Source organism: Sphingomonas sp. LR60 (genome assembly GCF_036855935.1).
GTDB lineage: Bacteria > Pseudomonadota > Alphaproteobacteria > Sphingomonadales > Sphingomonadaceae > Sphingomonas.
On sequence record NZ_JASPFK010000002.1, the window covers coordinates 46,060 to 72,470 of the forward strand.

Below are 26,411 nucleotides of genomic sequence, written 5' to 3' on the forward strand. Positions count from 1 at the left end.
GGGCTGCGCCTATAGATGCTGTTCCCCGCCCGGTAAAGCAGGGCCGCGTCACGGCTTCTCACCACGACCACTGCCGCCGCCCCGCGACGGCTTCACGTCGGGCCAAGCCATGAGCATGCCCGCGATCACCAGCACCGCCATCATCATCGGCGTTCGCGCCGGATAATCGAAGGCGCTGGCGATGACCATCAGCAGGATCATCGTCCATCCAAGCCGCGGCAGCATTGCGCCGCCCGCACCGTCGCCGCGCCAGCAGCGCCAGCCAGCGTACAGCCACCACGAGAGCGCGGCCGCAAGCAGGACGAGCCCTGCCGCTCCTGCGTCCAGCACGACCTCCACGAGATCGTTGTGCGCATGGTTGAAGTAGGTCAGCTTCAGGAGGCTGAATGGCTCGTGCACCCGGAACATCGGGTCAAAGCTGCCCATGCCGGTCCCGGCAGGAAAATATGTCCGCACCATCGACAGGACCACCGGCAACCCAAGCCGACGCATATCCTGTCCCACGTCATTGTCGAACACGCGGGTGATCGATTCCGCGCGATTGGCAGCGACGCTGATGAGGACGAAGATCGCGATCACCGCCAGCATCCCCCCGATGAGGGCAAGGAACACCCAGCGCGGGTAACGACCCAACAGCCGTCGCAACCGTTGCCGGACGATCACCAGCCCGAACAGCAGCGCCACGCCGCCCAGTGCAAGGCCGGCACGCGATCCGGTCGCCAGGATCGTCAACACCAGCAGCAGCACCAACGCGATCGCAACGGGGCCGCGCCACCCGGCGCGATGATCCTCCTGAAAGGCCCACACGGGCGCGATGAGGCAGCCGAACGCGAGGAAGAGGGCGAAATGGTTGCGGTTGGCGAAGGTACCGCTGATCTGGCCCGGTGTATCGTTGAGGAGCGGATTATCGAAGCCGCCACCCGACAGCTGCAGCAGTCCGACGAACGTCGCCACCGTCACCAGCACCAGCAGCAGCGCCGGCAATCGACGTCGCTCCGCATCGCGCAACCCGCTCGCGAACGCCCAGACCGCCCATGGGACCACCAGCGACGCGGCGGCATTGATCGTGGCGCCCGGCACGATCGACAGCGGCCGCCAGGGCTGCGGCTGCCCGCTGCTTACCGCCGCCTCCGCGAACAGCGCGCGGCCTGGCAGTGCTTGCCACAACGCCGGCGGCAGCGGGATCAATTGCAGCAACACGATCGCCTGTGCGGCGACCAGGATCAGCAAGACGGGTCGCGTTCCATCGACGCGCGGGCGATCCGCGAACAGCGCCGCTCCGACCAGCAAGGCCCAGGTTGCCGCCCGCGTCACGAGCTGACCGCTCACCTCACCGCGCGACGCCCCACCCGCCAGGCAGAGCACGGCCAGCAGCAAGCACAGGAGGATGAAGGGAAGGCTCCACCGGCTGTTCGCCACAGCCTTTCGGGTCGATGCAGACATGATGCTCCGATGATTTGGCGTTGGACGATCGGTCAGGCCGCGAGCGCGGCGCGCTCAGACGGCGCGCTCCATGTAATATTGCTGACCGTAAAGCTCGCGCAACGTAAAGCGACGGCTTGTATAAGCATTGATCGCCGCGAGATTGTCGACGTTGACGTAGAGGCCGATGCGGCCGGCGCCGTCGGACGCGGCATGGTCGAGCACGGCATCGAGCAACATTCCGCCGGCACCGGTCCCCGGGCGCGCCACGGCGATCGACAGCAAGAGGTAGTCGGCTGCCGGACCGGCCGGGCCGTGAAGCGCGCGTGTCACCAGACGCTTGATGCCCTTGCTCCCGGCGGCGACCGGATTAGCCGCCGAGGCGCGCAGGATCGAGCCGATATGCGTTCGCTTGAACAATGCGATCCGCGCCGCGATCTCGCTTCCGCAGACGGCAAAACCAAGAACCTCCTCGTGGCCGCCGTCGGGAGCGCGTTCGATCAGCAGCAGCGTCGTCGGTCCGCCCGACAGGAAGAGCCGGTAATAATCGATCAACGTCGCCGGAGTGAGGCGCGAGGTGAAGTGACGCCGGGAATAGGCCGCGCGATGGATCGCGGCGATGGTGCCGAGATCGGCCTCGCTCGCCGGACGCAAGGTACGAGTGGCCGCCATCAGCGCAGCGCGTCTAGCGCCTCGAGCACCGCCGCGACGACATGATCACGCTGTGCATCGTCCATCATCGGATCGATCGGCAGGCTCAGTATCCGCTGCGCGATCGTCTCGGCCTCGGGAAAGCTGCCGATCCCGGCGCCGAAGTCGGCATAGGCGTTCTGCAGATGCGGCGGCACCGGGTAATGGATCAGGGTTTCCACACCGGCCGCGCGCAACCGCTCGCGCAACTCGTCGCGACGGTCGTGCTGGACGCAGAAGAGGTGCCATACCGGCGCCAGATGATCGGGAACATGCGGCAGGATCAGATCCGACCCGGCAAATGCCCTCAGATAATGGGCCGCGATCGCCGCCCGACGCTCGTTCCAGCGATCGAGATGGCGCAGCTTGACCGCAAGCGCGACCGCCTGCACCGGATCGAGCCGGCTATTGAAGCCGCGCTCATCATGTTGATAGCGCACGGGCGCGCCATAGTTGCGCAAGGACCGCAACCGCTCGGCCAGCGCCGCGTCATCGGTGGTGATCGCCCCGGCGTCGCCCAGCGCACCCAGGTTTTTGCCTGGATAGAAACTCCAGGTACACAAGGTGCCGTGCCCGCCGATCCGGCGTCCACGATAGCGCGCGCCCTGCGCCTGCGCGGCATCTTCGATGACCGGCAGTCCGTGGGCGCGTGCGACCGCAAGGATCGCGTCCAGCTCAGCGGGCTGTCCGTAAAGATGGACCGGTACGATCGCGCGCGTGCGCGGCGTGATCGCCGCGGCAATCCGATCCGGGTCCATGTTGTAGGTCCGCGGATCCGGCTCGACCGGCACGCACACGGCGCCGCATTGGCTGACGGCCAGCCAGGTCGCGATGAAGGTGTTAGATGGCACGATCACCTCGTCGCCCTCTCCGACGCCGAGAGCGACCAGCGCGAGTTGCAGCGCTTCGAGGCCGTTCGCGACCCCGACGCAATGACCGACGTTGCAATAATCGGCGAAGGCTGCCTCGAACCCGGCGACATCGGGTCCTCCGATGAATTGCCCCGATCGCAGCGACGCGAGCACCGCCGGCTCGATCTCGCCGCGGATCTCATCATAAGCGGAACGCAGGTCGAGGAAGGGCACTTTCATCGTTTCGCAACAGCCTCCAGAAAACAGTCGTAGTCACGGAAATAGTCGGCTTCGTCATAGACCAGCGAGGCAAGCACCAACGCCACCGCTCCCTTCGAAAAGCCGCGTAGATCACGCCAGATCATCGGGCAAACATAGAGACCGCGCGCGGGATGGTCGAGCCGGACCGTCCGGCGCGCACGACCGTCATCCAGTTCGATCTCGAACGAGCCGGCGAGCGGGACGATCAATTGCTCCAGCGCTCTATGACCGTGCGCACCGCGCTCCGCCCCCTGCGGCATGCCGTAAAGATAGTAGACGCGCCGGATATCGAAGGGCACGTGCCGGCCGCCCTCCACGAAGCTGAGATCGCCACGGGAGTCGGCAAGATGCGGGAGATCGAGCAGGCGGCAATCGGTCACGGACATTTCGTCAAGCCTTGTCGTGCTGGATCACGCGCGCCGGATTGCCGACCACCGTCGCGCCGGCCGGCACGTCGCGGATCACCACCGCGCCGGCCCCCACCATTGCGCGCTCGCCAATCGTCACGCCCGGCAGGATGACCGCGCCACCGCCGACCGAGGCGCCGCTTCGCACGAGCGTGCGCGCGAACGCGTCCGGGCGAACGCAGCTGCGGGGATGCGGATCGTTGGTGAAGGTGACGTTCGGACCGACGAAGACGTCATCCTCCAGCGTGATTCCGTCCCATAGCTGCACCCCGGACTTGACCGTCACCCGGTTGCCGACGTGCACGTCACTCTCGATCAGCACCTGTGCGCAGATGTTGCATCCGCTTCCGATACGGGCGCCGCGCAGGATGACCACGAACTGCCAGACGCGGCTGTCGTCGCCGATCTCGCAATCGTCGTGAACGTCCGCCAGCGGATGGATATAGGCCTTTGTCACAGCATGGTCTCCTGCCGGGAGGTGGTCAGGCTCCGCGGCGGCGCAGCGCTGCGAGGACGATGTCATGCGCGAAGTGGACGCCGATGGCGAGAAGCCAGCGCCACGGCGAAACCAGATGCATGTTCTTCGACAGGATCATCGCCTTCTGCTGGAAGATGCGTCGTCGGCCCGCCGTCCGCATGGTGTTGCCGGCGTGCGCGCGGTAATAGAGCAAGGGCTCCGGCACCGCACAGAGCGGGCCCGCAGCCGCGCTGCGGATCACAAAGTCCCAATCCTCCTCGCGAAGCGCTTCATCGAAACCGCCCAACTCGTCGAACAGGGATCGTGCAAACAGCATCGTCCCCGCCGGCACGTGCTGACGTACGAAGACCCGCTCGAGCACTTCCCCGCCAAGGACACGGCGCGGAAACACGCGCCCCTGCTCTGCTTGCGTCTCGTCGCGGAACTCGCGTGCCTGGCTGAAGCAGAAGCGTGCGCCGGGTGTTTCGCGTAGCGCCTCCATTTGCCGCCGGATCTTGTCCGACCGCCAGAAATCGTCCGACGCCAGGATCGCGATCCATTCCCCGCTGGCGAACTCGCGAACGGCGCGGTTCAACGTACGGCAAATCCCCCGATTGGCCTGAACCACCAGTCGAAAGGGACGCTCCTGCGCGAGCGCCTCCAGAACCGCGATCGATCCGTCTTGCGAACCATCGTCGATCACGACCAGCTCGATGCCGGGATAGTCCTGGTCCAGCACGCTCGCGACCGCGCGCGCGACATAGGCCGCGTGATTGTAGCACGGAATGACCACCGTGACGGTCGGTGGTTGCTCGCTGTTCGCGGCACTCATGCAATCCGCTCCGGGGGCGCGGCAGCCGTTCGCTCCGGTCGGATCAGCCAGAATACGAAAACGAAGAGCAGCAGCAGCCCGCCGGTAAGGAAGCCGGCAAGAAGGTCGATGGAGTTGATCATGCTGAAGATCGGAATCACGAACGAAGCACCGACCAGCGGATAGCCGTAGCGATCACCCAGTCGATCGATGGCGTGCAACGTCACCGCCAGGATCGTTGCGTACAACATGATCCCCCACCATCCGCCGTTCATATAGCCGTTGGCGATCCAGCCGGTATTGGCACCGATCTGCGCATCGCCGGTCATGATCAGACCGATATAATTGACCGACGGGATCGGCAAGTCGGACTGGAAAATCCCCAGCCCGAACCGGCTTTCCGCCCAGATCTGCGGCCCGATCTCACCAAACTCACGAAAGAAAAAATAGTGTATCTGGGCAGGAATGAAGACAAGGCGATTGGCGAAGGACGAGCCGAGCAAATCTTCCCATGCCGTTCCAACGGAGAGAAATGTTAGCACCGAGAGGAAGAAGAAAATCCCCATGAGATAGAGATGGCCATAGCGACTAGCAATAGCTGCGTAAATGGCGATAACGAAAGGCGGATAGAACAACATCGCCTTGTGAGAGGAAAACCCGAAGAACAGCAGGCCCATGACCATCACCGCCGCAACCACGTCAAAGCGCCGTTTGTAAAGCGCCGACGCGGTGGTAAATCCGGCAAGCGGCCCGGCGGCGAATGGCAGCAGGTAATTCAATGGAAAATACAGGGATTCATTGAAGTCGAAGCGATATTCATAGACGTCCGCAAGCGAGAAGCTCATACGTCCCTCGACATGAAGCCCCAGGAGGACCAGCACAGCCGCAAGCATTGCCAGCATCTTGTACAGGCCGATCCGCGCAGTGGCGCGCGTGGTGTCCAGACCGAACAGGATGTTGCTGTCGGCCAGTAACCGGCATAATAACATCACCAGCCAGACGCCGCCGAACATCAGAAACATCGCCACCCGGTCGCTACCCTGACGCGCGGACAGAACGGCTGCGGGGATCAGAATGAACACCGTCGACAGCCAGGCGAAGATCTGACTCATCCGCTTGGTCTCGATAGGCAGGACCACGCCCGCCGCGAGCACCGTGACGAGTTCTACCCAACTGTCTGGCCGCGGACTGATCCGGAACGCCCCGAACGCATAGCGCGGCGCCACCACGTTGTCGTACAATCCGCCAAGCAGCAGATAGAGGCCGAGCATGGCCGCGACACTGACGAAACGGGCGCCGCCGAGCCGAATGGCGGCGGCGGTTTCCGCGTCGGCTCCCGTGAGACGCTGCTCAGCCGGCAAGAAGCTCATCGTAGCTCTCCACGAGGCGTCGCCCCTCATGCTCCCAATTATATTGGTCGCGTACCAGCGCCCTCCCCTCGACCCCATCTGCTCCGCAAGACCACGGTCGTCGTGCAGCCGGGTGATAGCGGCGCCGATGGCGCGTGGGTCGTCCGGATCGACGGCGATGCCGCAGCCACCCTTTTCCACCGCTTCACGCCACAGGGCGAAATGGGAACAGATCACGGGAATGCCGGCGGACATATACTCGAACAGCTTGTTCGGCTGGGCGTGGATATGATTGGGCGCCGGAAGGAAGGTGACGATCCCCGCGAAAGCCCGTGCATAGAGGCGCGCGACCTGCGTGCGGTCGGTATGCCCGTGGAAGGTGACGCGGTGCCAGTTGGCATGTGAGCGAACGGCTTTCTCCACCGCATCGCTGGCGAACAGGCCGGCGACGTCGACCCGGACGTCGGCGGGAACGAACGACAGGGAGTCAAGGAACGGGATGATCCCGCGAACGAAGCTGATCGCGCCGACATAGCAGATCGCGTCGCGCGTGGTGGTCGATCCGGCGGCGTGCGCGAATTCGCTGCCCAGCGGATAGTTGTTGATCGTCACGACCCGTCGCGCGTTGCCGGCGAAGGATTCCGCGATATGCGGGGTGGCCGCGACCACCTGATCGATCTGTCGCACCACCAGGTCTTCGATCATGCCGACGGTGCCGCCGACCAGCGGCCGCAGGACACGCGGAATCCAGTCCTTGGCGACGACATCCTCGCGGAAACATTCGTGCGAGTCGAAGATCACGATCGCTCCGGTGCGCCGCTTCAGCATCAATCCGTAAGGCAGCAGCTCGGGATCGTGGAAATGGTACAGGTCGGCTTTTCGCATCAACGCCTGACGATAGACCGCATAGCCGCGGCCCACCATCCGCCGCAGGCGATTGCCCCCATCGGGCAGACGCCGCACGTCGACCCCGCGATCCGGTGCATCGGCATCGACCCCGATCAGCGTCACATCGTAACCCGCCGCCGCCAGCGTGGCGCATTCCTTATGGTATATCCGGATATCGTTTACCCGGTGAACCGACGTCATATGGCAGACGACACCCCGATCCGGTTCAGGCTTGGTCACCTTGTGCGCTCCACCAGAGCGTCGACGATTTTGACGGCCGCCGCACCATCGCCGTAGGGCATCACGTCGTCTCGCCCGCGTGCCGGGGACGATTGCAGGATCGCGGCAAGATCGTCGGCCCCCGGCCGCGCGAGCCGATTCCAGCCGAGGTCGATCAACTCGACCCATTCGGTTTCGTCGCGCAACGTGATGCACGGCACGCGGTGGAAATAGGCTTCCTTTTGCACCCCACCCGAGTCCGTTGCGATCAGCGCGGCGGCGCTTTCGAGCGCATTCATGTCAAGATAGCCGAGCGGCTCGGTCACGACGATATTGGCCGCCGGCGTGATCGCCGCCCGCGCCAGGCTGTTTCTGGTTCTCGGATGCAGTGGCAGCACGATCGGGCGACCGGATCGACCCAGCGCATCGAAGATCGCGGCGAGCCGCACCGGGTCATCGGTGTTTTCCTGGCGGTGGATCGTCGCGAGCACGTAATCGCCGGCCGTCACCCCGAAGCGCGCGAGCAGCTCCGAACGCTGCGTCGCCCGTCCCCCGAACAGGCGGGCGGCGTCGTACATCACGTCCCCTACGTTCAGGACGCGATCGTCAGCGATCCCTTCGCCGCGCAGGATCGTACTGGCATGCGCGCTGGGGGTGAACAGAAGCGTGCTGACATGGTCGGTGACCCGGCGGTTCACCTCCTCCGGCATCACCATATTGTACGATCGCAGCCCGGCCTCGACATGCGCGACCCGAACATGCAGCTTTACCGCCGCCAGAGCGCCGGCCAGCGTGGAGTCGGTATCGCCGTAGACCAGCACCCAATCGGGCTTCTCCTCGATCATCAGGCGTTCCAGCCCCTCGATCATCCGACCCGTATTCTGCCCGTGCGTGCCCCCGCCGATGCCCAGATTGTATCGCGGCGCGGCGATACCCAGTTCGTCGAAGAAGACGTCGGACATGTTGGCGTCGAAATGCTGACCGGTATGCACCAGCACCTCGCTGACTCCAGGAACGGCGGCGATCGCCAGCGACACTGGCGCGACCTTGATGAACTGTGGGCGCGCGCCGACCACCGTCAATATCTTCACGATCGTTCTACCTCCAAAAGCGCGCGAGATGTCGTTGCGCCGATCGGTCCGTGCACCGGCACGTCACGGTCGCATCCCGGACGCGCTATACCAGCGCGCGAAATTGAACCAGCGCCAAAGCTGCCACGAGAAGCGTTGACGGCCCTCGATGACCGCATCGAACGCGGCGAGCAGCGGGTCTGCGCGGAGGAACGGGATTCCGGCGAGGTCCGTCGCCAGCTTGGCCCGCAATTCTGGCGCCAACGCGGTGAGCCATTGCTGCTCCGGTGTCGCGAAACCGATCTTGTCGCGCCGATCAAGGACGGCATCGGGGACGATCCCCCGCATCGCGGCACGAAAAACAGACTTTGTTTCTCCCGCAGGGGAAATGAGATACTCTTCCGGCAGCGACAACAGCAGATCGGCCAGCGGCCCGGTCAGGAACGGCACCCGGCTCTCCACCGAGAAGCGCATCGAGTTGCGGTCGGCGTGCCGGAGCAGCGCTGGTAGCCCGCGCTCCTGCAGCGATTTGGAGAGTTGCTCGACGACGCGCCGGCCTCTTGCGGAATGGTCGCGGGCGGGTCGCTGTTCGCGGAACTTGACGCCATGCGCTTCGAACGTGGCGACGTCGAGCCATGGCGGGCGGAAATCACGTCCGCTCCGCTTACGCGCCACGGCATAAAGCTGATCGGGCATCGCGACCCGGCCCAGCTCCATCATCGCAAGGCGATAGCTGCGCCCCGGCCAGCGCGCCCAATCGCGCGCGAAGCGGTGCGCGCGCGTCAACTCGCCCCGTTCCACCAGGCTCAGCAGCCGGAAGCCGGGATAGCCCGAATAACCGGCCAGCAGTTCATCGGCCCCCTGCCCGTCGAGCGTGACGACCGTGCCGGTCTCGCGCGCCAGACGAAAGACGCGGTATTGCGCGTAGATGCTGGTGCTGCCGAACGGTTCCTCCTGTGCGGCGAGCATGTCGTCGAGGTCGCGCAGCAGGTCTCCGGCATCGGCGCTGACCTTGTGCGCCTGTGCGCCCACATGCGCATTGACCAGATCCGCCCAGGGCTCCTCGTCGAGCGGGGTTCCCGACGCCACGTAGCTGAACGTCTTGATGTCCATCGCGGGAGCGACGGCGCGCATCGCACAGACCACCGCCGATGAATCGATGCCTCCCGAGAGCGCCGCTCCGACCGGCACGTCGCTGCGCAGCTGCAAACGGACGCCGTCCAGAAAGGTCTCGCGCACGGCGTCGGCCGCGGCGGCGAACGACAGATCGTCCCGCCGGTCGATCGTCGGCGCCCACCATCGACGCTGACGCGCAACTTCGCCCCGGGTCAGGTCGAACTCGATTAGATGCGCCGGTGCGAGGTGCCGGACACCCTCGACAAAGGTCTGATCCGAACTGTCATAGTCGCCATGAACGAGATAATCGTAACAGCGCTGCCAGTTCACCCGCGGCGACTGTCCGCGAAGCGCGACCAGTGCGGCCTGCGTCGATCCGAACAACAATGCTCCGTCGTCGACCACGTAGAAGAAGGGCTTGATACCGAAACGATCACGGCAACAGGTAAGCCGGTCGTTGGCGCGGTCGTGAATCGCGAAAGCGAACATGCCGTCGAGGCGCGTCAGGCAGTCTTCTCCCCACACCTGCCAGGCGGTGAGCAACACCTCGGTGTCCGAAGCCGTGCGGAACTGCGCCCCCCGCGCCTCCAGCTCGGCACGCAACTCGCGATAATTGTAGATTTCGCCGTTGAAGATCAGCGCCAGCCGCCCGTCGGCGCTGTGCATCGGCTGGTGCCCGGCTGCCGAGAGATCGATCACCGAAAGGCGGGCATGGCCGAAGGCGAGCGCACCGCCGCACCGCTCCTCGATCGCTACGCCGCGATCATCCGGACCACGCAGACGGAGTTTGTCGAGCGCATTCGACAGCCGCTGCTCCGCATCGGCCGGACGACGTCTCCAGAAGGCGCCAACGATCCCACACATGCGAACCTCTACGACGACGCGGAAAGCGGGCGCGTCTTGGATGAGAGCGCCGGGAGCGGGTTCGCCGCACGGGCGGCGCGAACTGCCAGAACAAGATACGCGCCATACAGGAGAAACTCACTGCATGCCAGCGCCCCCAACGTTCCCTCCAAACCGAACAGCCGCGGCGCGATGGCGAGGACGCCTGCAGTCGCCAGGAAATAGGAAATCTGCCACAGGCCCTGCGTGGCGAGACGCTGGGTCAGCACCAGGATATGGGAGACCGGGCTCGCGATAACGCGGCACAATACCGGCAAAAGCGCCAGAAGGAGAAATCCCGTGTCGGTCCGCCAGCCGGGTCCGACCACGAACGTGAGCGCCGGCTGGCCGACCAGTGCGACGGCAACGGTCACGACGGCTGCTAGGGCGAGCATCACCATCACGAAGCGCCGGATAAGCGGCAGGACCGAAACGCCGGCGCGCAGGCGGTCGCCGGCATGTTTCAGGAACGTCTGTCCTCCGGCGGTCGCGACCAGGACGAGGGGCGCGCCGATCAGTCGCTGCACCTGCGCGTAATTGCCTGCGGTCCGTTCGCCATAGGCCCCGGCAAACACCAGCAGCGGCAACGACAACGCGAGCACGTCGAGAAGCGCCATCGGCGCGGAGATCGCCGGAAAGCGCCAAAGCCGACGCATTGTGGCACGTGTTTCCGCCCAGCCCATGGACGACGGGAGGTGGCGCCAGGCCGGCAGGGTGGCGGCCATGGCCGCCGCCCACCCCACCGCCATCGCCAGCGAAAGATCATGCAACAGCAGCAATGCGGTGAACGCGAACACCAACGGCTGCACGATCTTCGCAGCCGCGAGTGTCGCGAAGAGACCACGGCGGGTGCTAAGCGCGGATCCCAGCAAGACCCATCCTTGAAATAGCGCGATGAGGCCGATCAGCGACAGGTCGTCACTCCGGAAAGGCAGATGCGCGCCGAATGGAAGCCGCAATGCCAACGCCAGCACCGCGATCGCGAACGGTACGGTAAGCAGCGGGAGCAGCAAGCCGGCCCGGCTCAGCGGCACGATCGACGCGTCTTCGGCGCCGCTCAGCGCCAGATCGAACCGCAGCGCGGCGATCGTCGCCACGATGCCGGCCACCGCGACGATCACCGCATAGGAGCCGAACGCCGCCGGTCCATAGGCACGCGCCAGAAACGGCATCACGGCGAGCAGGATTGCCTGCCCCGCTCCGATCCCGAACAGAGTGAGCAGAAGGTCGCGACGGATCACGCGGACATCGCCGTGCCGTGCGCGATGCTAGGCACGCACACCCAGGTCGGCCGCCAACGCGGCGAGATAGCGACCATAGGAACTCTTCGCCATCGTGTGCGCAGCCGCCTTCAGCTCCTCGACGGTCAGCCAGCCGCGACGGAATGCGATCTCCTCGAGGCAGGCGATCTTGAGCCCCTGCCTCGCTTCGACTGTATGGACGAAATGTGCCGCTTCGAGCAGGCTTTCATGCGTTCCGGTGTCGAGCCAGGCGAAGCCGCGCCCCAGCAACTCGACATGGAGCGCCCCCTGCTCGAGATAGGCCTGATTGACGCTGGTGATCTCGAGCTCGCCACGGACGGACGGCCGGACCTTGCGTGCGATTTCCACCACGTCATTGTCGTAGAAATACAGGCCCGTCACGGCATAGGAGGAGCGTGGGGCCGAGGGCTTCTCCTCGACGGAGACGACTTTCATCGCCGCGTCGAACTCCACCACGCCGAACCGCTCGGGATCGTTGACTCGATAGCCGAACACCGTCGCCCCCGCAGTCCGCGCGTCGGCCTGGCGCAGGAAATCGGTCAGGCCCTGCCCGAAGAACATGTTGTCGCCGAGGATCAGGCACACCGGATCGTCGCCGATGAACTCCTCTCCAAGTATGAACGCTTGCGCCAGACCTTCGGGACGTGGCTGCACGACATAGTTCAGGCTGATGCCATAGGCGCTGCCGTCGCCGAGGACACGGCGAAAGCTCGCCGCGTCCTCGGGCGTGGTGATGATGAGCACGTCGCGGATCCCCGCCAGCATCAAAACCGACAGGGGATAATAGATCAACGGCTTATCATAGACCGCCAGCAGTTGCTTCGAGACGCCCATCGTGGCGGGGAAGAGCCGCGTGCCGGTGCCGCCCGCCAGGATGATGCCTTTACGACGCGTCATGGTCATCCCCGTATTGTGCGGTGATCCAGTCCCGATACGAACCATCCTGGACGGCCGTGACCCATTCATGATGGTCCAGATACCAGGCGAGCGTCTTGGCGATCCCGGTTTCGAACGTCTCCGCCGGCGCCCAGGCCAATTCGTCGCCGATCTTCTTGGCGTCGATGGCATAGCGCCGGTCGTGCCCCGGCCGGTCGGTAACGAAGGTGATCTGCTCTGCGTAACGGCGACCATCGGCACGCGGGCGTGCCGCATCGAGCAGTCCGCAAATATGTCGGACGATGTCGATGTTGGCCCATTCGTTGCCGCCGCCCACCGCATAGGTCTCGCCGAGCCTGCCCGCCTCAAGGACGCGTCGGACGGCGGCACAATGGTCGGCGACGTACAACCAGTCACGCACCTGCTTTCCGTCACCGTAGATCGGCAGCGGCTTGCCCGCGAGCGCGTTCGTGATGACCAGCGGGATCAACTTCTCCGGGAATTGCAGCGGCCCGTAATTGTTGCTGCAATTGGTGGTGAGCACCGGCAACCCATAGGTATGATGCCAGGCCCGCACGAGATGGTCGCTGGCCGCCTTGGTGGCGCTATAAGGACTGTTGGGCGCGTAGGCAGTGGTTTCCCGGAACGGCGTATCGTCGGGGCCCAAGGCTCCGTACACCTCGTCGGTGCTGACGTGCAGGAATCGGAACCCTTGACGTTCCGCCTCGTCAAGCGACCGGAAATAGGCTGTCGCGGCGGTAAGCAACCGGAACGTACCGATCACATTGGTGGTCAGGAACTCCTCCGGACCGCGAATTGAACGGTCGACGTGGCTCTCGGCCGCGAAATGCACGACCGCTCGCGGACGATGGGTGGCGAGCAGCTGCTCCACCAGCGCCGCGTCCTCGATTCCACCGCGAACGAACCGGTGACGCGCGTCGTCCTTGAGCGACGCCAGGCTGGCAAGATTCCCGGCATAGGTCAGCTTGTCGAGATTGACGACAGGCTCCCCGGTGGCGTCGATCCAGTCCAGTACGAAATTGCTGCCGATGAAGCCGGCACCGCCGGTGACCAGGATCGTCACGTCACTTGCCCGTCGCTGCGATCACCGCCGCGATGACCCGGTCTTGGTCAACAGCGCTGAGATCGGCACTCATTGGCAGGCTGAGCACGCGCTCGGCAAGGCGCTCGCTTACCGGAAACGCTTCCCCCGCACCGTAATGCGCGTAGGCGGGCTGCCGATGCAGGGGACGTGGATAGTGGATGGCGGTCGGCACTTCGGCCGCACGCAACCGCTCCTGAACATTCGACCGGTCGTCGACCTGGATCGTATATTGGCCCCAAACGCTGGTGCGCCCTTGCCGGACAGCAACCGTCTGCACCCCTGCCGCCGCGAACGCCTGTGAATACCGATCGCCGATCCGGCGGCGCTGCTCGATCTCCCAGTCGAACCGCTCGAGCTTGGCCAGCACCACCGCGCATTGCAGCGTGTCCATGCGGCCGCCGACACCGATCCGGGTATGATAATAGCGCCTTTCCTGGCCATGCGTGCGGATTTCCCGCATTGCCTTCGCCAGTTCGGGGTCGCTCGTGAAGATTGCCCCGCCGTCGCCGTAGCAGCCCAGCGGCTTGCTCGGGAAGAAGCTGGTGCAGCCGATCAGCGACGTGTTGCAGCTCTTGCGGCCGTTATAGTCGGCACCGAAGCTCTGTGCCGCATCTTCGATCACCGCGACGCCGCGGGCGGTAGCCAGAGCGACGATCTCGTCCATGTCGGCGACTTGCCCGTAAAGGCTGACGGGCATGATCGCCTTGGTACGGGGAGACACCTTCGCTGCGATCAACGAGACATCGATGTTGCAGGTATCCGCCTCGGCGTCGACGAACACCGGCGTTGCGCCGACCAGCGCGATCACTTCGGCCGTGGCGACGAACGTGAATGGCGACGTGATGACCTCGTCGCCGGGGCCGATGCCCAGCGCCATCAGCGCGATGAGCAACGCCTCGGTGCCACTCGCGACGGTAATCGCGTCCGCAACGCCGACATAGGCGGCCAGTCGCGTCTCGAGCTGCACCACCTCGGGGCCCATGATGTACTGGCCGTGCTCCAGTACCTCATCGATCCTGGCGTGAACGTCCTCACGCAGGGCATTGTATTGTGCCTTGAGGTCGATGAACGGGATCACGCGTCAGTCTCCATGACATTGCCATCGACCAGGCGATACAACTCGCCCGTAGCCGGGCAGGCCGCCGCACCATCACCGGTCAACGGCAGCGGCAGCCGCTCGCCAGTCCTGCTCATCCATCCGATCTGCCGCGCCGGCGTACCGGCGACGAGCGCGAACGGACGCACATCGCGCGTCACGACCGCACCGGCCGCGACAAACGCATAACGGCCAACGGTTACGCCGCATACGATGGTGCAATTGGCCCCGAACGTCGCGCCCTGCCCGACCAGCGTCCGCCGATATTCGTTCTTGCGGCTGACCGCCGAGCGGGGATTGTAGACGTTGGTGAACACCATCGAGGGCCCACAGAACACATCGTCCTCCAGCGTCACCCCATCATAGACGCTAACGTTGTTCTGCACCTTGACGTTGGAGCCGATTACCACGTCGTTGCCGACATATACGCCCTGGCCAAACGAGCACCGATCGCCGATCCGCGCTCCTGCCGCGATATGGACCCAGTGCCACACCCTGCTTCCCGCACCGATCACGGCACCGGGATCGACGATCGCACTGGGATGAACCGATACTTCCTGCATTGCCCCGGAATCCTCAGTCGTCGAGCGGAAGCGAGACCGCAGTCCCGTCACGCGCCGCGCGGTAGGCAGCGATCAGCAACTCGAGCGATTTCAGACCCTCGCGCCCGTCGGTATGCGGCAAGTCGGTGCCGCGCATCACGTCAACCACGTTGCGATAGTAGAGTGGGTGACCGAAGCCGTAGACCGACGTCGTCTCGTAGGACGCGGCCCGTACGTTGGCATCGTAATCGCGCTCGTCCGCGAACGTCCAACGCTCCACCTCGTTCACGGCCACGCCCCCGATCCGCACCGTCCCCTTCTCGCCGATGACGGTGATGCTACCTTCGTAATTGTTGGGATAGGTCAACATGGTAACGCTCATCGCGCCAAGCGCGCCGTTGCGCCAGCGGACGTTGAGAACACCCGTATCCTCGACCTCGATATCGCGCGTCGTGCTCGTCATCGCCTGAACACGTTCGACCGGCCCGATCAGCCAGTCGAGCAGATCCACATAATGGCTCGCCTGATTCATGAAGGCGCCACCGTCGAACTCCCAGGTGCCGCGCCACTTGGCCTGGTCGTAATAAGCCTGATCACGGTTCCAGAACACGTTTAGCTGCACCAGATGGATGCGTCCGAACCGCTTTTCATCGACCGCGCGCTTCAGCAGCTGCAGCGTCGCGTTGCGCCGGTTCTGCTTGACGACGAAGAGATGCACCCCCGCGACATCGCAGGCACGCACCATGCGGATCCCGTCCGACCAGCGGGTAGCCATCGGCTTCTCGGTCACGACGTGCACCCCGTGCTCCGCAGCGACGATCGCCTGATCGGGATGCAGCCCGCTGGGCGTGCACAGGGCCACCGCATCGGGCCGCGCCTCGACCAGCATCTGCGTCAGGTCGGCATAGCCATCCACGCCATATTGCGCACTGGCGGCCTGTACCGCAGCCAGGTCGACATCACAGACCGCCACCAGTTCGAGATCGTCGGGATAGGCAGCGATAGCACCGAAGTGGTTGCGCGCGATCCGCCCGCATCCCACCACCGCGATACGGATCTTGCGGCCCGTCACCGGCGTCGGCCGCTTCTTCATTCCAGTCAGCATGGGTTATCAGAGCCTGAAGACAGTGAAGCCGGCATCGGCGAGGGCGTGCCGGTCGTAGAGCGATTTGACATCGGCGATGACGGGTTGATCGCCGCGACAGATCGCGCGCAGCGCCGCCGGCGTCATCGAACGATATTCGTTATGACCGACCGCCACTACGAGCGCGTCGACCGGATGGTCTTCGTCGATGCGGCCGAGTTCCAGCCCGGTTTCCGCGCGCAGCTCCGCGGCATCGCACCATTCGTCGCTGACGACGACCTCGACGTTCCACTTACGCAGTTCGGCAACCAGATCGATCACCTTGCTGTTGCGGATGTCCGGACAATTCTCCTTGAAGGTGATCCCCAGCACGCCGACCCGACTGCCGATCACCGGACAATTGTTGCGCAGCATCTTCTGCACGACCTTGCGCGCGACATACCGGGCCATGTTGTCGTTGATCCGCCGCCCGGCGAGGATCACCTGCGGGTTGTAGCCAACCTCCTCGGCCTTGTGGGTGAGGTAATAGGGATCGACACCGATACAGTGTCCACCGACCATTCCCGGGCGGAACGGCAGGAAATTCCATTTGCTGCCCGCGGCCTCGAGCACCTCGATCGTATCGATGCCGAGGCGTTCGAAGATGACCGAAAGCTCGTTGATCAGCGCGATGTTGAGGTCGCGCTGCGTGTTTTCGATCACCTTGGCGGCTTCTGCGACACGGATGCTGGTCGCCATGAACGTTCCGGCGGTGATGATCGCGCGATAGAGCGCGTCGACCCGCTCGGCCGTCTCGGGGGTCGAGCCGCTGGTGATCTTGCGGATCTTGGTGAGCGTGTTCACCTTGTCACCGGGATTGATCCGCTCGGGACTGTAACCGCAGAAGAAGTCGACGTTGTACCGAAGCCCCGATACTCGCTCCAGCACCGGCACGCACCGCTCCTCGGTGCAGCCGGGATAGACGGTGGATTCGTAGACTACGAGATCGCCAGGCTTGAGCGCCCGGCCGACCGTCTCGCTGGCACGCTCCAGCGGCGTCAGATCCGGCCGGTTCACGCCATCGATCGGTGTCGGCACCGTGACGATGAAGGTCGTGCACCCAAGCAACTGTTCCGGATCGTCGCTGAAAACAAGCTGCCGCGCAGCCGCCAGTTCGTCGGCAGAAACCTCACGGGTGGCGTCATGGCCCTCGCGCAGCCGGGCGATGCGGTGCGCGTCGATGTCGAAGCCGATGACCTTGTGCTGCTTGCCGAACTCGACCGCCAGCGGAAGCCCGACATAACCGAGACCGATGATCGCGATAGTTCCGCCGTCGATCGTCACAAATCTTATCTCCGCCTGCCCCGCCGGTGCGAGAACTGCATCTTACTCACACGTGTCGGAATCCCGGGTCCTTCTGCAACGGTGAGCGGCCGCGCCCGGATGGCGGCGTCCCTACCAGCGCTATTCCCCGCATGCAATCTGACGCACGATCGACCCCTCAGCTGTCGATCTGCAGCAATGCCGCCCCGTTGCCGCGCACGCGCGCGACATTGCGCTCGACGCTCCCGCGGCGGACCCGCCGCAAGCTGGATCCGTTGACGCTGCCGCTCAGATCATTGTCGACAACCGCAATATCATCCGCGAAATACGGCGGTATCGACTCCACTCTTATCGCGTTGCGCCACGCCGCCGCTCCCGCCGCAGCGATCCGGTTGCGCGCCACGGTCACGCCGCTGGTGTCGCCACCCGCGAGATAGAGACAAATCCCGTCTTGCAATCCTGTCGCGTCCGCCGCGCCGATGATCGTATTACCCGCAATCACGGTGCCTGCGTACCCACGCTTGTAGTCGCCAAGAAAGGACAGGAAAATTCCGGCTTGGCGCACGTCGCGGAATGCGCAATCCTCCACCCGGTTGCCGGCCCCGTTGTAGATGGACACTCCGCCCATGACGCGTTCGCCGACAAGCCGCTTGACGACGTTGTTACTGCCGACCAGCCGCACGATGTCGGTCTGCGTCGCGTCCGTCACCCGACAATCGACGACGCGACTGTCACTGGTGTAGAGATAGGCCAGCTTCTCGTGCACATCCGCCACGTTGCGCGCCAGCAGGTCACCGCGGGTCTCGCCCATGATGCCCCCGGCGAAATACCCGGTGATGAGCCGCGCGCCACGCCCGTCGCGCTCGAACCGGTTGCCGACGATGCGGTGTCTGCCGCCTCCCGTCGCCCTTATGCCGAACAGCCCGGTATGGCCACGCATATAGTTGGCGATGCCGCCGCTGAAGCGCGCGCTGATGGTGGCATCGTGGCAGGCCCACAGATGTATGCCGATCTTCGGAACGTCGCGGACGGTAGGACCGACGAACTGGAAACGATCCGCCCTGACGTAGATCAATCCGGCATGATTACGATCCTCATGATCGTTCGTGTCGTCTTCGATGCCCGGTCCGGCGATCGCGCCGCGTCCCTCGAAGCGGACATCGGGCGCGCGCACGTCAAACAAATAGGGCGGATTGGGCCGCGAGGTACTGTCGGTAACACGAACGATACCGTCAAGCCGGACGGTCATGGGACGATCGAGTGTCAGGGCTTCAGTCAGGCCGCCCGACGTGTCCATCGTGTAGGCGTCCGCCCCACGCGCCCGGATCAGAAGCGTTCCGCCACTCGGCGTCGCGGCGATGGCGCGCCGGAACCCCGCCATGTTCGCCTCGGGTGTGTTACCGACACGCGCGCCATGGTCCTCGACGTCAATCATCTCCGCCGCCGCACTGCGCGGCAGGCACGATGAGGAAGTTGCGCTGACACTGGCGCAGCTCGCTGCGAAGATGAATTCGCGACGTCCCAAGCCACGCCAGACCACCGGCGACCCGACCGTAAGGGTCAAACCGCTGCCTTGGAGCGAAACGAAATGACCGGGCTGGCAGGATCCGGGCTAGACGCGCCGGCCCTCGCCATCGCTACAAGGTCAACGACCCCATCGGCCGATGTGAATTCTGGCACCGCTTCTCGCAACAATGCGTGCACCGTCGCCACATCGTTGCGCGACAAGGCGGGACCCATCCGGTCGAAGAGTGCCTCCAAACGCTCCAGCGGCATGAAAGCCTCACGCGATTTCATGATCCTCGGATGACCGGTCGGTGTCGGATCGCTACCGATCAGAAGCTCCTCGTACAGTTTCTCACCCGGCCTCAGGCCGACGGTGGTGATGGCGATCTCACCATCGGGGTGTTCGGCATCACGCACGACCGCGCCGGAAAGCTCGATCATCTTGCGCGCCAGATCAACGATCCGCACCGGCTCACCCATGTCGAGGATGAAGACGTCGCCACCCTCGGCCATCGCGCCAGCTTGGATCACCAACTGGGCGGCTTCGGGAATGGTCATGAAATAGCGTGTCACATCAGGGTGGGTGACGGTCACCGGCCCTCCCCGGGCGATCTGTGCCCTAAACAACGGAACGACGGAACCACTGGATCCCAGCACATTGCCGAACCGCACCATTGAGAAACGCGTCTTGCCAGCGGCTTCGGCAAGCGCCTGCAGCGCCAGTTCCGCGATCCGCTTGGTCGTTCCCATTACATTCGTCGGACGCACCGCCTTGTCGGTCGAGATGAGCACAAAGTCTTTGACGCCCGCCTGACGTGCCGCCAAGGCCGTCCAATAGGTGCCGAAGGCATTGTTCCACACACCTTCGGCAACGTTCGTCTCGACCATCGGCACGTGTTTGTACGCGGCTGCGTGATAGATCGTGTCGGGGCGGAACGCGGCGAGGATATCGGCAATCCGTTGCCGGTCACGCACTGACGCGAGCAACGGCACAATCCGCGGCGCGTCGCCGCCGATACCCTTCCGCAACTCGGAATCGATCGCGTACAGGGCAAATTCGCTTTGCTCGACCAGCAGCAGAGCGGCTGGGCGCGCCGCCATGATCTGCCGGCACAATTCGCTGCCGATCGATCCCCCGGCACCGGTGACCAGCACGACCTTGCCCAGGATGTTGCGCGCGAAAAGCAGCGCGTCGGGTTGCACGGGATCGCGTCCCAGTAAGTCCTCGATCTCGAGCGAACGTATCGCGCTTACTTCGACACGACCACTCGCCAGGTCCATCAATCCCGGCACGGTGCGGACGTTGACTCCGAGCGGACGCAGCCGCTCGAGGATTTCACCCCGCCGAGTACCTGTGGTCGAAGGCATTGCCAGCAGAATGTCGCTAATGTCGTGCCGCGTCACCAGCGCGGGCAGGCGCGTCGCCGCATGGATGTGGACACCGTTGATGAGCGAGCGATGGAGCCTCGGGTCGTCGTCGACGAAGCCCAGCAGCTCCATTTCGCGGCTTCCCGCGATCGCGGATGCAAGCTGGCGCCCGGACGCACCTGCGCCGTAGATCAGTACCCGGGGCCGTCCGCCATGCACGCCAATCCGTCCGAGCATCGAGCGGAGTGCCAACCGGCTCGCCGCGAGCAGACAGAAGTAGAGCAACGGCTGGATCAATCCCACGGTTCGGGGCACACCGGCCACGCCCAGCAGCAGGAAGATCGCCGCGTAGAGCAAACCGTATACGAAGCACGCCCGCGCGATCCCGACGAGCGCCTCCAGGCCGATATGCCGGAACAAGGCGCGGTAGAGACCGAATATCCAGAAGATAGGAATGGCGCTCAGCGCCAAGCCGACCGACAACCATTGGTTACTGGAGAAATAGTTCCATTCGCCAAGTCGCAGGTAAAAGGCCAGCCAAACAGCGACAAGTGCGAGCGCTCCGTCCACCAGCATGACAATGAGGCGCTTGGCGGATCGCGGAAGTCCCAATGAGTCGTGAAGGATGCGTGCTATACCGACTCGGAAACCGACCGATCGTTCAGACAACGTCATCGTTACTCGCCGAAAACACTAACTCTGATTGCTCCGGTAGCGGCTGTTCGCTTCAATTCCTAGCGGTAAAGCCCGAAGCTGATCGCGATGCCCCCGTCCGCCACGCATTGCAGGCCATCCGGCTTGAAGGTCGTCAGCGGCCGAGCAATAAGGCGCGCCGCCCGCAGCCGCGGCATCGACCTTGATTGGAACCGCCTTGACGACGCCCTTCCTGCCTTTCGCACTGCCCGATGTAGGGGATGAAGAGATGCGTGCGGTCACGAACGCCATGGCCTCAGGGTGGATGACGACAGGACCGGTGACACGGCAATTCGAACAGGATTTCGCAACCTATCTTGGTGACGATCTGAACGCGATTGCCGTCAATTCGGCCACCGCAGGGCTCCATCTTGCGCTTGAGGCGCTGGGCATCGGGGCGGGTGACGAGGTGATCGCACCGTCGCTGACCTTCACGGCCACGGTCGAAGTGGCGCGTTATCTCAACGCCGACGTCGTCCTGGTCGACGTCGATCCGGTAACCCTCACGATGTCGCCGGAGGCGGTCCGCTCCGCGATCACCCCCCGTACCAAAGCGATCATGCCGGTGCATTATGCCGGTCTCGCCTGCGACATGGCGCCGCTGCTCGCGATCGCCCGCGAGGCGGGTCTGCGCGTGGTGGAGGATGCAGCGCATGCGCTTCCCACCACCTACGACGGCCGGCTGGTCGGCACGCTCGACAGCGACGTCACCGTCTTCAGCTTCTACGCCAACAAGACCATGACGACCGGCGAAGGCGGCATGATCGTCACCCGTGACTCCGAACTCGCCAAGCGGATGAAAGTCATGCGCCTGCACGGCATCGACCGCGACGCGTTCGACCGCTTCAGCTCGTCCAAACCAAGCTGGTATTATGAGATCGTGGCGCCGGGATTCAAATACAACCTGACTGATACCGCGTCTGCGATCGGTCGCGTTCAGCTTTCCCGGCTGCCCGGCTTTCTGGAGCGCCGGCGCGCCTTGGCCGGCCGCTACTTCGACTTGCTTGCCGACCTGCCGCTGATCCTGCCGGCCGACGCGCCACGGGGCGAAACGCATGCCTGGCATCTGTATGTCGTGCGCCTCACCGACGCGGCAATCGGTCGCGGCCTCACCCGGGACGGCGTCGTAGCGGATCTGATCGCCGGCGGGATCGGAATAAGTGTCCACTATGTACCGCTCCATCGCCAGCCATATTGGCGTGACCGGTACGGCCTCACATCCGCAGAATTCCCCGTCACCGACGACGCCTATCAGCGTATGTTTACCTTGCCGCTTTATACCCGCATGACCGACGCAGATCAGGATCGGGTCGTCGAAACGTTGCGGACCGTACTTACATGATCCCGAAGCGCCTCTTTGACCTGTTCGTCAGCGGTATTGGATTGCTTCTCCTGTCACCGCTGCTTGTCGCGGTCGCAGTGGCGATCAAGCTGGACTCGCCCGGTCCGGTCTTCTTTCGTCAGGTTCGCATCGGTCGTGCCGGCAAACCATTCCGTATCCACAAATATCGCACCATGCGTGTCGCACTTTCGGGTGAAACTCGCGAGATCACGGTCGGCCGCGATCCGCGGATCACGCGCATCGGCCATCATCTGCGGCGCTCCAAGATCGACGAATTGCCGCAGCTGTTCGACGTGTTTCGCGGAGCGATGAGCATCGTCGGCCCTCGGCCCGAGGTGCCACGCTATGTAGAACATTATGCGGACAGTCTGCGTGATATCATTTTGAGCGTTCGACCGGGTATTACCGATGAATCCTCACTACACTTTATTGATGAAGCTGAACTCCTGTCTCATCAGGATGATCCCGAATGTTATTACATTGAACACATCATACCGATAAAAAATAGCTACCATGCAAAGTATGTCGACAATCTTTCTTTAAGTCGAGATATCACAATTCTCCTTAATACCCTACGCCGAGTGCTTGCGCGGGTACATTAAACGATGATTTAATACATCGGCCGTTACAAATGCTGCACCCTCCGAGACGGCACGCCAACGAAACAGCGCCTACTGACCCTCTCATTCATGATATTATGGATCGCCCTCGTCAGGCATGGGCTCTACACCGAAAGCGCCTGAAGCAGGATAGAACGACGACGATCAGGTTGATCGATCACGGCGGCCAAGAGCTGCAAATTTCGGACAGCTTCGCTGCAGTGATGCGCAATGACTATGGTTCTGTATGTTAGCGGTTAACGACCGCTATGTCGACCTTCCCTCCCAACAGAATAGACCACGTCAGCGAGAACTTTGCCTTATGCACAAGTATCAGGAAAGGTGAACGGCATCTGCTATTTTTCAATTAAGAGTATTTTCCGGCGCATCAGCCGAACTCAGCGCGAAAGACGATCCCGATATAGCAGGGGATTACCATACGGTTATGCTTGACCCTCTCCACTTGACGACGGACACCGCGGGGCGCAGCTTGCACGCTATCCTCGGGCAATGTGCGCCCGGGGGATCGCGCTCGGATAACGGGAGTTTATCGATGAACGTCACGTCGCTCGCACGGATCGCCATCGTTGCCGCCGCCACGACGGTGCTGCTCCCGGGCGCCGCGCAGGCCGGGCCGGTCTTCTCGGGCAGCGGCGCGATCGTCCGCGCGCTGCCCGACCAGATCGCCTTCTCGCATCGGCAGGAATTGCTGGCGCTGCGCAAGGTGGCGTCCCGCCAGCAGCAGCGTGACGGCGGGACGCTGTCGGCGGACAGCCGCGCATCGATCCAGTCGCGGCTCGACGCGATCAACGCCCGCTATGCGCGCGCACTGCGCAACAACAACCCGCTCAGCGTCGACAGCAGCGGGCGGTCCAGCGGGGTCCGCGCGGACGCGGATTGGACACGCGCCGATCTGCTGACGACCGGACGACAGTAAAGCCTCATAATTTCCGTTAGTTAGCTGCCAATCAAACGGGATTGACGCGCCCGCCGAACCGCACGACATTCGTGCATCGATCGCTCGTGCGGTCCGGGGAGTTGTTCCGATGCGCTATATTGGTTTGGGGTTGGCGGCGGTGGCGATGATGTCGGCGTCGGGCGCGGTCGCGCGCGAGCAGAAGCCGGCCGCCGCGAATGATCCCAACAAGATCATCTGCCGTTCCGAAGAAAGCACCGGCAGCCGCCTCGCCAAGACCAAGCGCTGCATGTCCGCGCGCGACTGGGCGGCGGAAAAGGCCATCAACCAACAGGATATCGAGCGCGTTCAGGCCAATCGCTACAAGAACAACTGACGCTCAATCGATGTAGCCGAGCGCGTCGATCCATGGTTCGAGGATCGGCATCACTGGTGCCAATGGCGTGCGGTAGCGTTCCCAGCGTGCCAGCGCGCGGGTGTAGAGCGGTTCGGTGATCTGCGCGTAACTGGCTGTTTTTACGGGGCCGCGCGCCAGGGCGCTCGTGCGGTGGTCGGCGTAGTGCGGGTGCCATTCGAGATCGAGGAAGTTGAACAGGCCGCGCAGCTCGGATTCGAGGTCGGCGATCATCCGTTCGTAGCGGACGCGGTGGACCTTCAGCTCCGGGAAGAGCCTGATTCCGTTCTCGAAAATCGTGAAGGCGGCGTCGTAGACGCGGGCGGTTTCGTCGAGCGTGGTGAAGCTGCGCATCGCGGTGTTGAGCCGGAAGTTGGCCATGAAGCAGCTGAGCACCGCATCGCATGGATGTCGTTCGACCAGCACGATTTTCGCGGTCGGGAACAGCCGGCGGATCGTCGCGATGCGCACCATGTGGAGCGGGTGCTTGTCGACAAGCAGCCGCGTGCCCGGCGGCGTGACCGCATCTGCCTGATCGAAATAGCTTACCCGCATTGCGGCGGCCCCGGCATCGTCGAGCGTCGCCAGCCCGTCCTCGGTCAGCCCCATCGACTGGGTAGCGAGCGCGAGAAACGGCTGTTCCTCAAGGACATGCACGCCGTCGACGTTCATCAGCAGCGTGTCGAGCAAGGTGGTGCCCGAGCGGGGGAAGCCGACGACGAACACCGGCGCGGCGCGGTGTCGATCGGGCGCCAGCGGGTGCCACGAAGCGACCTGATCGGGCGTCAACCGCGCCGAAATTACCGCGAGCCGATCACGATAGCTGTCGCCCGGTGCGGCGGGATAGAGCGATTGCGCCGCCGCGTTCATCGCGGTGAAGGCAGCGAAGGCTTTTTCGGGCTGACCCTGCCGGTCGTAGAGATCGCCGAGCAATTGATGGCGGCGCAGCGGGTGAATCTCGTCCGGCACGCGCTCGGCCAGCGCGAGCGCCTCGGCGACATGGCCGCGACGACGCGCGACCCACGCGCGCAGGAAATCCAGCTCGATCGCATCGGGCGCGCGCGCCGCCAGCGCGTCGACCACCTGCTCCAGTTCGTCGATGCGGTTGACGCTTTCGAGCAGCAGCCCCAGCTCGACGAACGCGCCCGTATAGCCGTCAGTCAGCGCGATCGCGCGGCGCAGCGCCTGTTCGGCGCCGACCGGGTTCTCGCACGCGGCCTCGGCGGTGCCGAGTTCGAGCAGCACCTCGGGATCGTTCGGCGCGAGCGCGGCGGCATCGCGCATCACGCGCTGGCGGACGTCGAACCGCCCGGCGTCGCGCAACGCCTGCGCCAGGTTGATGTAGAGGCGGACGTCGTTCGGCGCATGGCGCACCGCCTCGTCGAACGCCGCGACCGCATCGTCCACCCTGCCCTCGGCCAGCCGCGCGCTGCCCAGGTTGTTCCACGCGCGATAGTCGCGCGGGTCGGCGGCGACGATCGCCTCGTAATCCGCCGCCTCGCCCGCGCCGGTCGCGACGCGCGCATGGGCGGCGAGCAGCCGGAGCTTGGCGTGCGCATGGCCGTCGGCGACCGCGAGCGCCTCCGCGGCGCGCCCGGCGCTCAGCAACGCGGTGGCGAGATTGATCCGCGCCGGATCGTTGCCGGGATCGAGCGCGAGCAATTGCGCGAACAGCGCTGCCGCGCGGTCGGTCTGCCCCGAATGCGCTGCGAGCAGACCGCCGAACTCGATGAGCGCGCGCTCGTCGGGGGTTTGCTGCAACGCGCTCTCGATCAAGGCGAGGCCGCCGGCGACGTCATTGGCGCGGGCGCGGGCGGTCGCCGCGGCGATCAGCTCGGAAACGTCTGTCATGTCGGCCTTCTAGAAGGTGATCCGTCGAAGCTGAAGCATCGTCCCTGCGAAA

General features: G+C 64.3%; 23 protein-coding genes. 4 read left to right on the forward strand and 19 right to left on the reverse strand.

Features of this window, described 5'->3' with window-relative positions; translation table 11 throughout:
* Positions 1 to 48 precede the first annotated feature (48 nt).
* The 18 genes from QP166_RS18600 to QP166_RS18690 form a co-directional block, all read right to left on the reverse strand.
* Entirely contained in the window at positions 49 to 1,443 is a 1,395-nt protein-coding gene (locus tag QP166_RS18600) for an O-antigen ligase family protein (RefSeq protein ID WP_333917431.1), read from the reverse strand.
* 54 nt (positions 1,444 to 1,497) lie between these two features.
* The gene (locus QP166_RS18605; protein ID WP_333917432.1) at positions 1,498 to 2,094 is read right to left on the reverse strand and encodes a GNAT family N-acetyltransferase; all 597 of its coding nucleotides are present in this window, start codon (positions 2,092 to 2,094) and stop codon (positions 1,498 to 1,500) included.
* Positions 2,094 to 3,203 carry a DegT/DnrJ/EryC1/StrS family aminotransferase gene (locus QP166_RS18610; protein WP_333917433.1) on the reverse strand — a complete coding sequence of 370 codons (1,110 nt, stop codon included), beginning with the start codon at positions 3,201 to 3,203 and terminating at the stop codon, positions 2,094 to 2,096. The genes QP166_RS18605 and QP166_RS18610 overlap by 1 nt, the downstream gene beginning before the upstream one ends.
* Positions 3,200 to 3,610 carry a sugar 3,4-ketoisomerase gene (locus QP166_RS18615; protein WP_333917434.1) on the reverse strand — a complete coding sequence of 137 codons (411 nt, stop codon included), beginning with the start codon at positions 3,608 to 3,610 and terminating at the stop codon, positions 3,200 to 3,202. Before QP166_RS18615 ends, QP166_RS18610 begins: the two co-directional genes overlap by 4 nt.
* A gap of 4 nt (positions 3,611 to 3,614) precedes the next feature.
* Complete coding sequence (locus QP166_RS19095) at positions 3,615 to 4,088, reverse strand: acyltransferase (RefSeq protein ID WP_443027258.1); 474 nt, start codon at positions 4,086 to 4,088, stop codon at positions 3,615 to 3,617.
* Between the two features lie 25 nt (positions 4,089 to 4,113).
* Positions 4,114 to 4,920, reverse strand: coding sequence for a glycosyltransferase (locus QP166_RS18630; protein WP_333917435.1), 807 nt, complete (start codon positions 4,918 to 4,920; stop codon positions 4,114 to 4,116).
* Positions 4,917 to 7,376 (reverse strand): glycosyltransferase, encoded by a 2,460-nt coding sequence (locus tag QP166_RS18635; protein ID WP_333917436.1) that lies wholly within the window; start codon positions 7,374 to 7,376, stop codon positions 4,917 to 4,919. The genes QP166_RS18630 and QP166_RS18635 overlap by 4 nt, the downstream gene beginning before the upstream one ends.
* The gene (gene wecB / locus QP166_RS18640; protein ID WP_333917437.1) at positions 7,373 to 8,446 is read right to left on the reverse strand and encodes a non-hydrolyzing UDP-N-acetylglucosamine 2-epimerase; all 1,074 of its coding nucleotides are present in this window, start codon (positions 8,444 to 8,446) and stop codon (positions 7,373 to 7,375) included. The genes QP166_RS18635 and wecB overlap by 4 nt, the downstream gene beginning before the upstream one ends.
* 63 nt (positions 8,447 to 8,509) lie before the next feature.
* Positions 8,510 to 10,405 carry an asparagine synthase (glutamine-hydrolyzing) gene (gene asnB, locus QP166_RS18645; protein ID WP_333917438.1) on the reverse strand — a complete coding sequence of 632 codons (1,896 nt, stop codon included), beginning with the start codon at positions 10,403 to 10,405 and terminating at the stop codon, positions 8,510 to 8,512.
* A gap of 8 nt (positions 10,406 to 10,413) precedes the next feature.
* Positions 10,414 to 11,664: a lipopolysaccharide biosynthesis protein gene (locus QP166_RS18650; RefSeq protein ID WP_333917439.1), complete on the reverse strand. Its 1,251-nt coding sequence runs from the start codon at positions 11,662 to 11,664 to the stop codon at positions 10,414 to 10,416.
* A 27-nt stretch (positions 11,665 to 11,691) separates the two neighbouring features.
* The gene (gene rfbA / locus QP166_RS18655) at positions 11,692 to 12,588 is read right to left on the reverse strand and encodes a glucose-1-phosphate thymidylyltransferase RfbA (RefSeq protein ID WP_443027259.1); all 897 of its coding nucleotides are present in this window, start codon (positions 12,586 to 12,588) and stop codon (positions 11,692 to 11,694) included.
* Positions 12,569 to 13,645: a dTDP-glucose 4,6-dehydratase gene (rfbB, locus tag QP166_RS18660; protein WP_333917441.1), complete on the reverse strand. Its 1,077-nt coding sequence runs from the start codon at positions 13,643 to 13,645 to the stop codon at positions 12,569 to 12,571. Before rfbB ends, rfbA begins: the two co-directional genes overlap by 20 nt.
* A 1-nt stretch (position 13,646) precedes the next feature.
* On the reverse strand, positions 13,647 to 14,744 hold the full coding sequence (locus tag QP166_RS18665) for a DegT/DnrJ/EryC1/StrS family aminotransferase (protein WP_333917442.1): 1,098 nt from the start codon (positions 14,742 to 14,744) through the stop codon (positions 13,647 to 13,649).
* Entirely contained in the window at positions 14,741 to 15,325 is a 585-nt protein-coding gene (locus tag QP166_RS18670) for an acyltransferase (RefSeq protein ID WP_333917443.1), read from the reverse strand. The genes QP166_RS18665 and QP166_RS18670 overlap by 4 nt, the downstream gene beginning before the upstream one ends.
* A gap of 13 nt (positions 15,326 to 15,338) precedes the next feature.
* Entirely contained in the window at positions 15,339 to 16,397 is a 1,059-nt protein-coding gene (locus QP166_RS18675) for a Gfo/Idh/MocA family protein (protein ID WP_333917444.1), read from the reverse strand.
* An 18-nt stretch (positions 16,398 to 16,415) separates the two neighbouring features.
* Positions 16,416 to 17,711, reverse strand: a complete 1,296-nt coding sequence (locus QP166_RS18680; RefSeq protein WP_333917445.1) for a nucleotide sugar dehydrogenase — start codon at positions 17,709 to 17,711, stop codon at positions 16,416 to 16,418.
* Between the two features lie 157 nt (positions 17,712 to 17,868).
* Complete coding sequence (locus tag QP166_RS18685; RefSeq protein ID WP_333917446.1) at positions 17,869 to 19,071, reverse strand: right-handed parallel beta-helix repeat-containing protein; 1,203 nt, start codon at positions 19,069 to 19,071, stop codon at positions 17,869 to 17,871.
* Between the two features lie 179 nt (positions 19,072 to 19,250).
* The gene (locus tag QP166_RS18690) at positions 19,251 to 21,239 is read right to left on the reverse strand and encodes a polysaccharide biosynthesis protein (protein ID WP_333917447.1); all 1,989 of its coding nucleotides are present in this window, start codon (positions 21,237 to 21,239) and stop codon (positions 19,251 to 19,253) included.
* Positions 21,240 to 21,435: 196 nt separating this feature from the next.
* Between QP166_RS18690 and QP166_RS18695 the strand changes: the two genes are divergently transcribed.
* From QP166_RS18695 to QP166_RS18710, 4 genes are all read left to right on the forward strand, one after another.
* Entirely contained in the window at positions 21,436 to 22,599 is a 1,164-nt protein-coding gene (locus QP166_RS18695; RefSeq protein WP_333917448.1) for a DegT/DnrJ/EryC1/StrS family aminotransferase, read from the forward strand.
* The gene (locus QP166_RS18700; protein ID WP_333917449.1) at positions 22,596 to 23,201 is read left to right on the forward strand and encodes a sugar transferase; all 606 of its coding nucleotides are present in this window, start codon (positions 22,596 to 22,598) and stop codon (positions 23,199 to 23,201) included. The genes QP166_RS18695 and QP166_RS18700 overlap by 4 nt, the downstream gene beginning before the upstream one ends.
* A gap of 550 nt (positions 23,202 to 23,751) precedes the next feature.
* Complete coding sequence (locus QP166_RS18705; RefSeq protein WP_333917450.1) at positions 23,752 to 24,135, forward strand: hypothetical protein; 384 nt, start codon at positions 23,752 to 23,754, stop codon at positions 24,133 to 24,135.
* Between the two features lie 130 nt (positions 24,136 to 24,265).
* Positions 24,266 to 24,490, forward strand: a complete 225-nt coding sequence (locus QP166_RS18710; protein ID WP_333917451.1) for a hypothetical protein — start codon at positions 24,266 to 24,268, stop codon at positions 24,488 to 24,490.
* A 3-nt stretch (positions 24,491 to 24,493) separates the two neighbouring features.
* Here QP166_RS18710 and QP166_RS18715 read toward each other — a convergent pair whose 3' ends face one another.
* Positions 24,494 to 26,359 carry a tetratricopeptide repeat-containing sulfotransferase family protein gene (locus tag QP166_RS18715; RefSeq protein WP_333917452.1) on the reverse strand — a complete coding sequence of 622 codons (1,866 nt, stop codon included), beginning with the start codon at positions 26,357 to 26,359 and terminating at the stop codon, positions 24,494 to 24,496.
* Positions 26,360 to 26,411: the final 52 nt, after the last annotated feature.

Bases quoted from the DNA above. Each gene is read 5' to 3' on its own strand.
- QP166_RS18670 (WP_333917443.1), bottom strand. From the start codon at position 15,325: ATGCAGGAAGTATCGGTTCATCCCAGTGCGATCGTCGATCCCGGTGCC.
- rfbA (WP_443027259.1), bottom strand. From the start codon at position 12,588: ATGACCATGACGCGTCGTAAAGGCATCATCCTGGCGGGCGGCACCGGC.
- QP166_RS18705 (WP_333917450.1), top strand. From the start codon at position 23,752: ATGAACGTCACGTCGCTCGCACGGATCGCCATCGTTGCCGCCGCCACG.
- QP166_RS18610 (WP_333917433.1), bottom strand. From the start codon at position 3,203: ATGAAAGTGCCCTTCCTCGACCTGCGTTCCGCTTATGATGAGATCCGC.
- QP166_RS18700 (WP_333917449.1), top strand. From the start codon at position 22,596: ATGATCCCGAAGCGCCTCTTTGACCTGTTCGTCAGCGGTATTGGATTG.
- asnB (WP_333917438.1), bottom strand. From the start codon at position 10,405: ATGTGTGGGATCGTTGGCGCCTTCTGGAGACGTCGTCCGGCCGATGCG.
- QP166_RS18630 (WP_333917435.1), bottom strand. From the start codon at position 4,920: ATGAGTGCCGCGAACAGCGAGCAACCACCGACCGTCACGGTGGTCATT.
- QP166_RS18690 (WP_333917447.1), bottom strand. From the start codon at position 21,239: ATGACGTTGTCTGAACGATCGGTCGGTTTCCGAGTCGGTATAGCACGC.
- QP166_RS18685 (WP_333917446.1), bottom strand. From the start codon at position 19,071: ATGGCGGGGTTCCGGCGCGCCATCGCCGCGACGCCGAGTGGCGGAACG.
- QP166_RS18615 (WP_333917434.1), bottom strand. From the start codon at position 3,610: ATGTCCGTGACCGATTGCCGCCTGCTCGATCTCCCGCATCTTGCCGAC.
- QP166_RS18605 (WP_333917432.1), bottom strand. From the start codon at position 2,094: ATGGCGGCCACTCGTACCTTGCGTCCGGCGAGCGAGGCCGATCTCGGC.
- QP166_RS18715 (WP_333917452.1), bottom strand. From the start codon at position 26,359: ATGACAGACGTTTCCGAGCTGATCGCCGCGGCGACCGCCCGCGCCCGC.
- QP166_RS18675 (WP_333917444.1), bottom strand. From the start codon at position 16,397: ATGAAGAAGCGGCCGACGCCGGTGACGGGCCGCAAGATCCGTATCGCG.
- QP166_RS18600 (WP_333917431.1), bottom strand. From the start codon at position 1,443: ATGTCTGCATCGACCCGAAAGGCTGTGGCGAACAGCCGGTGGAGCCTT.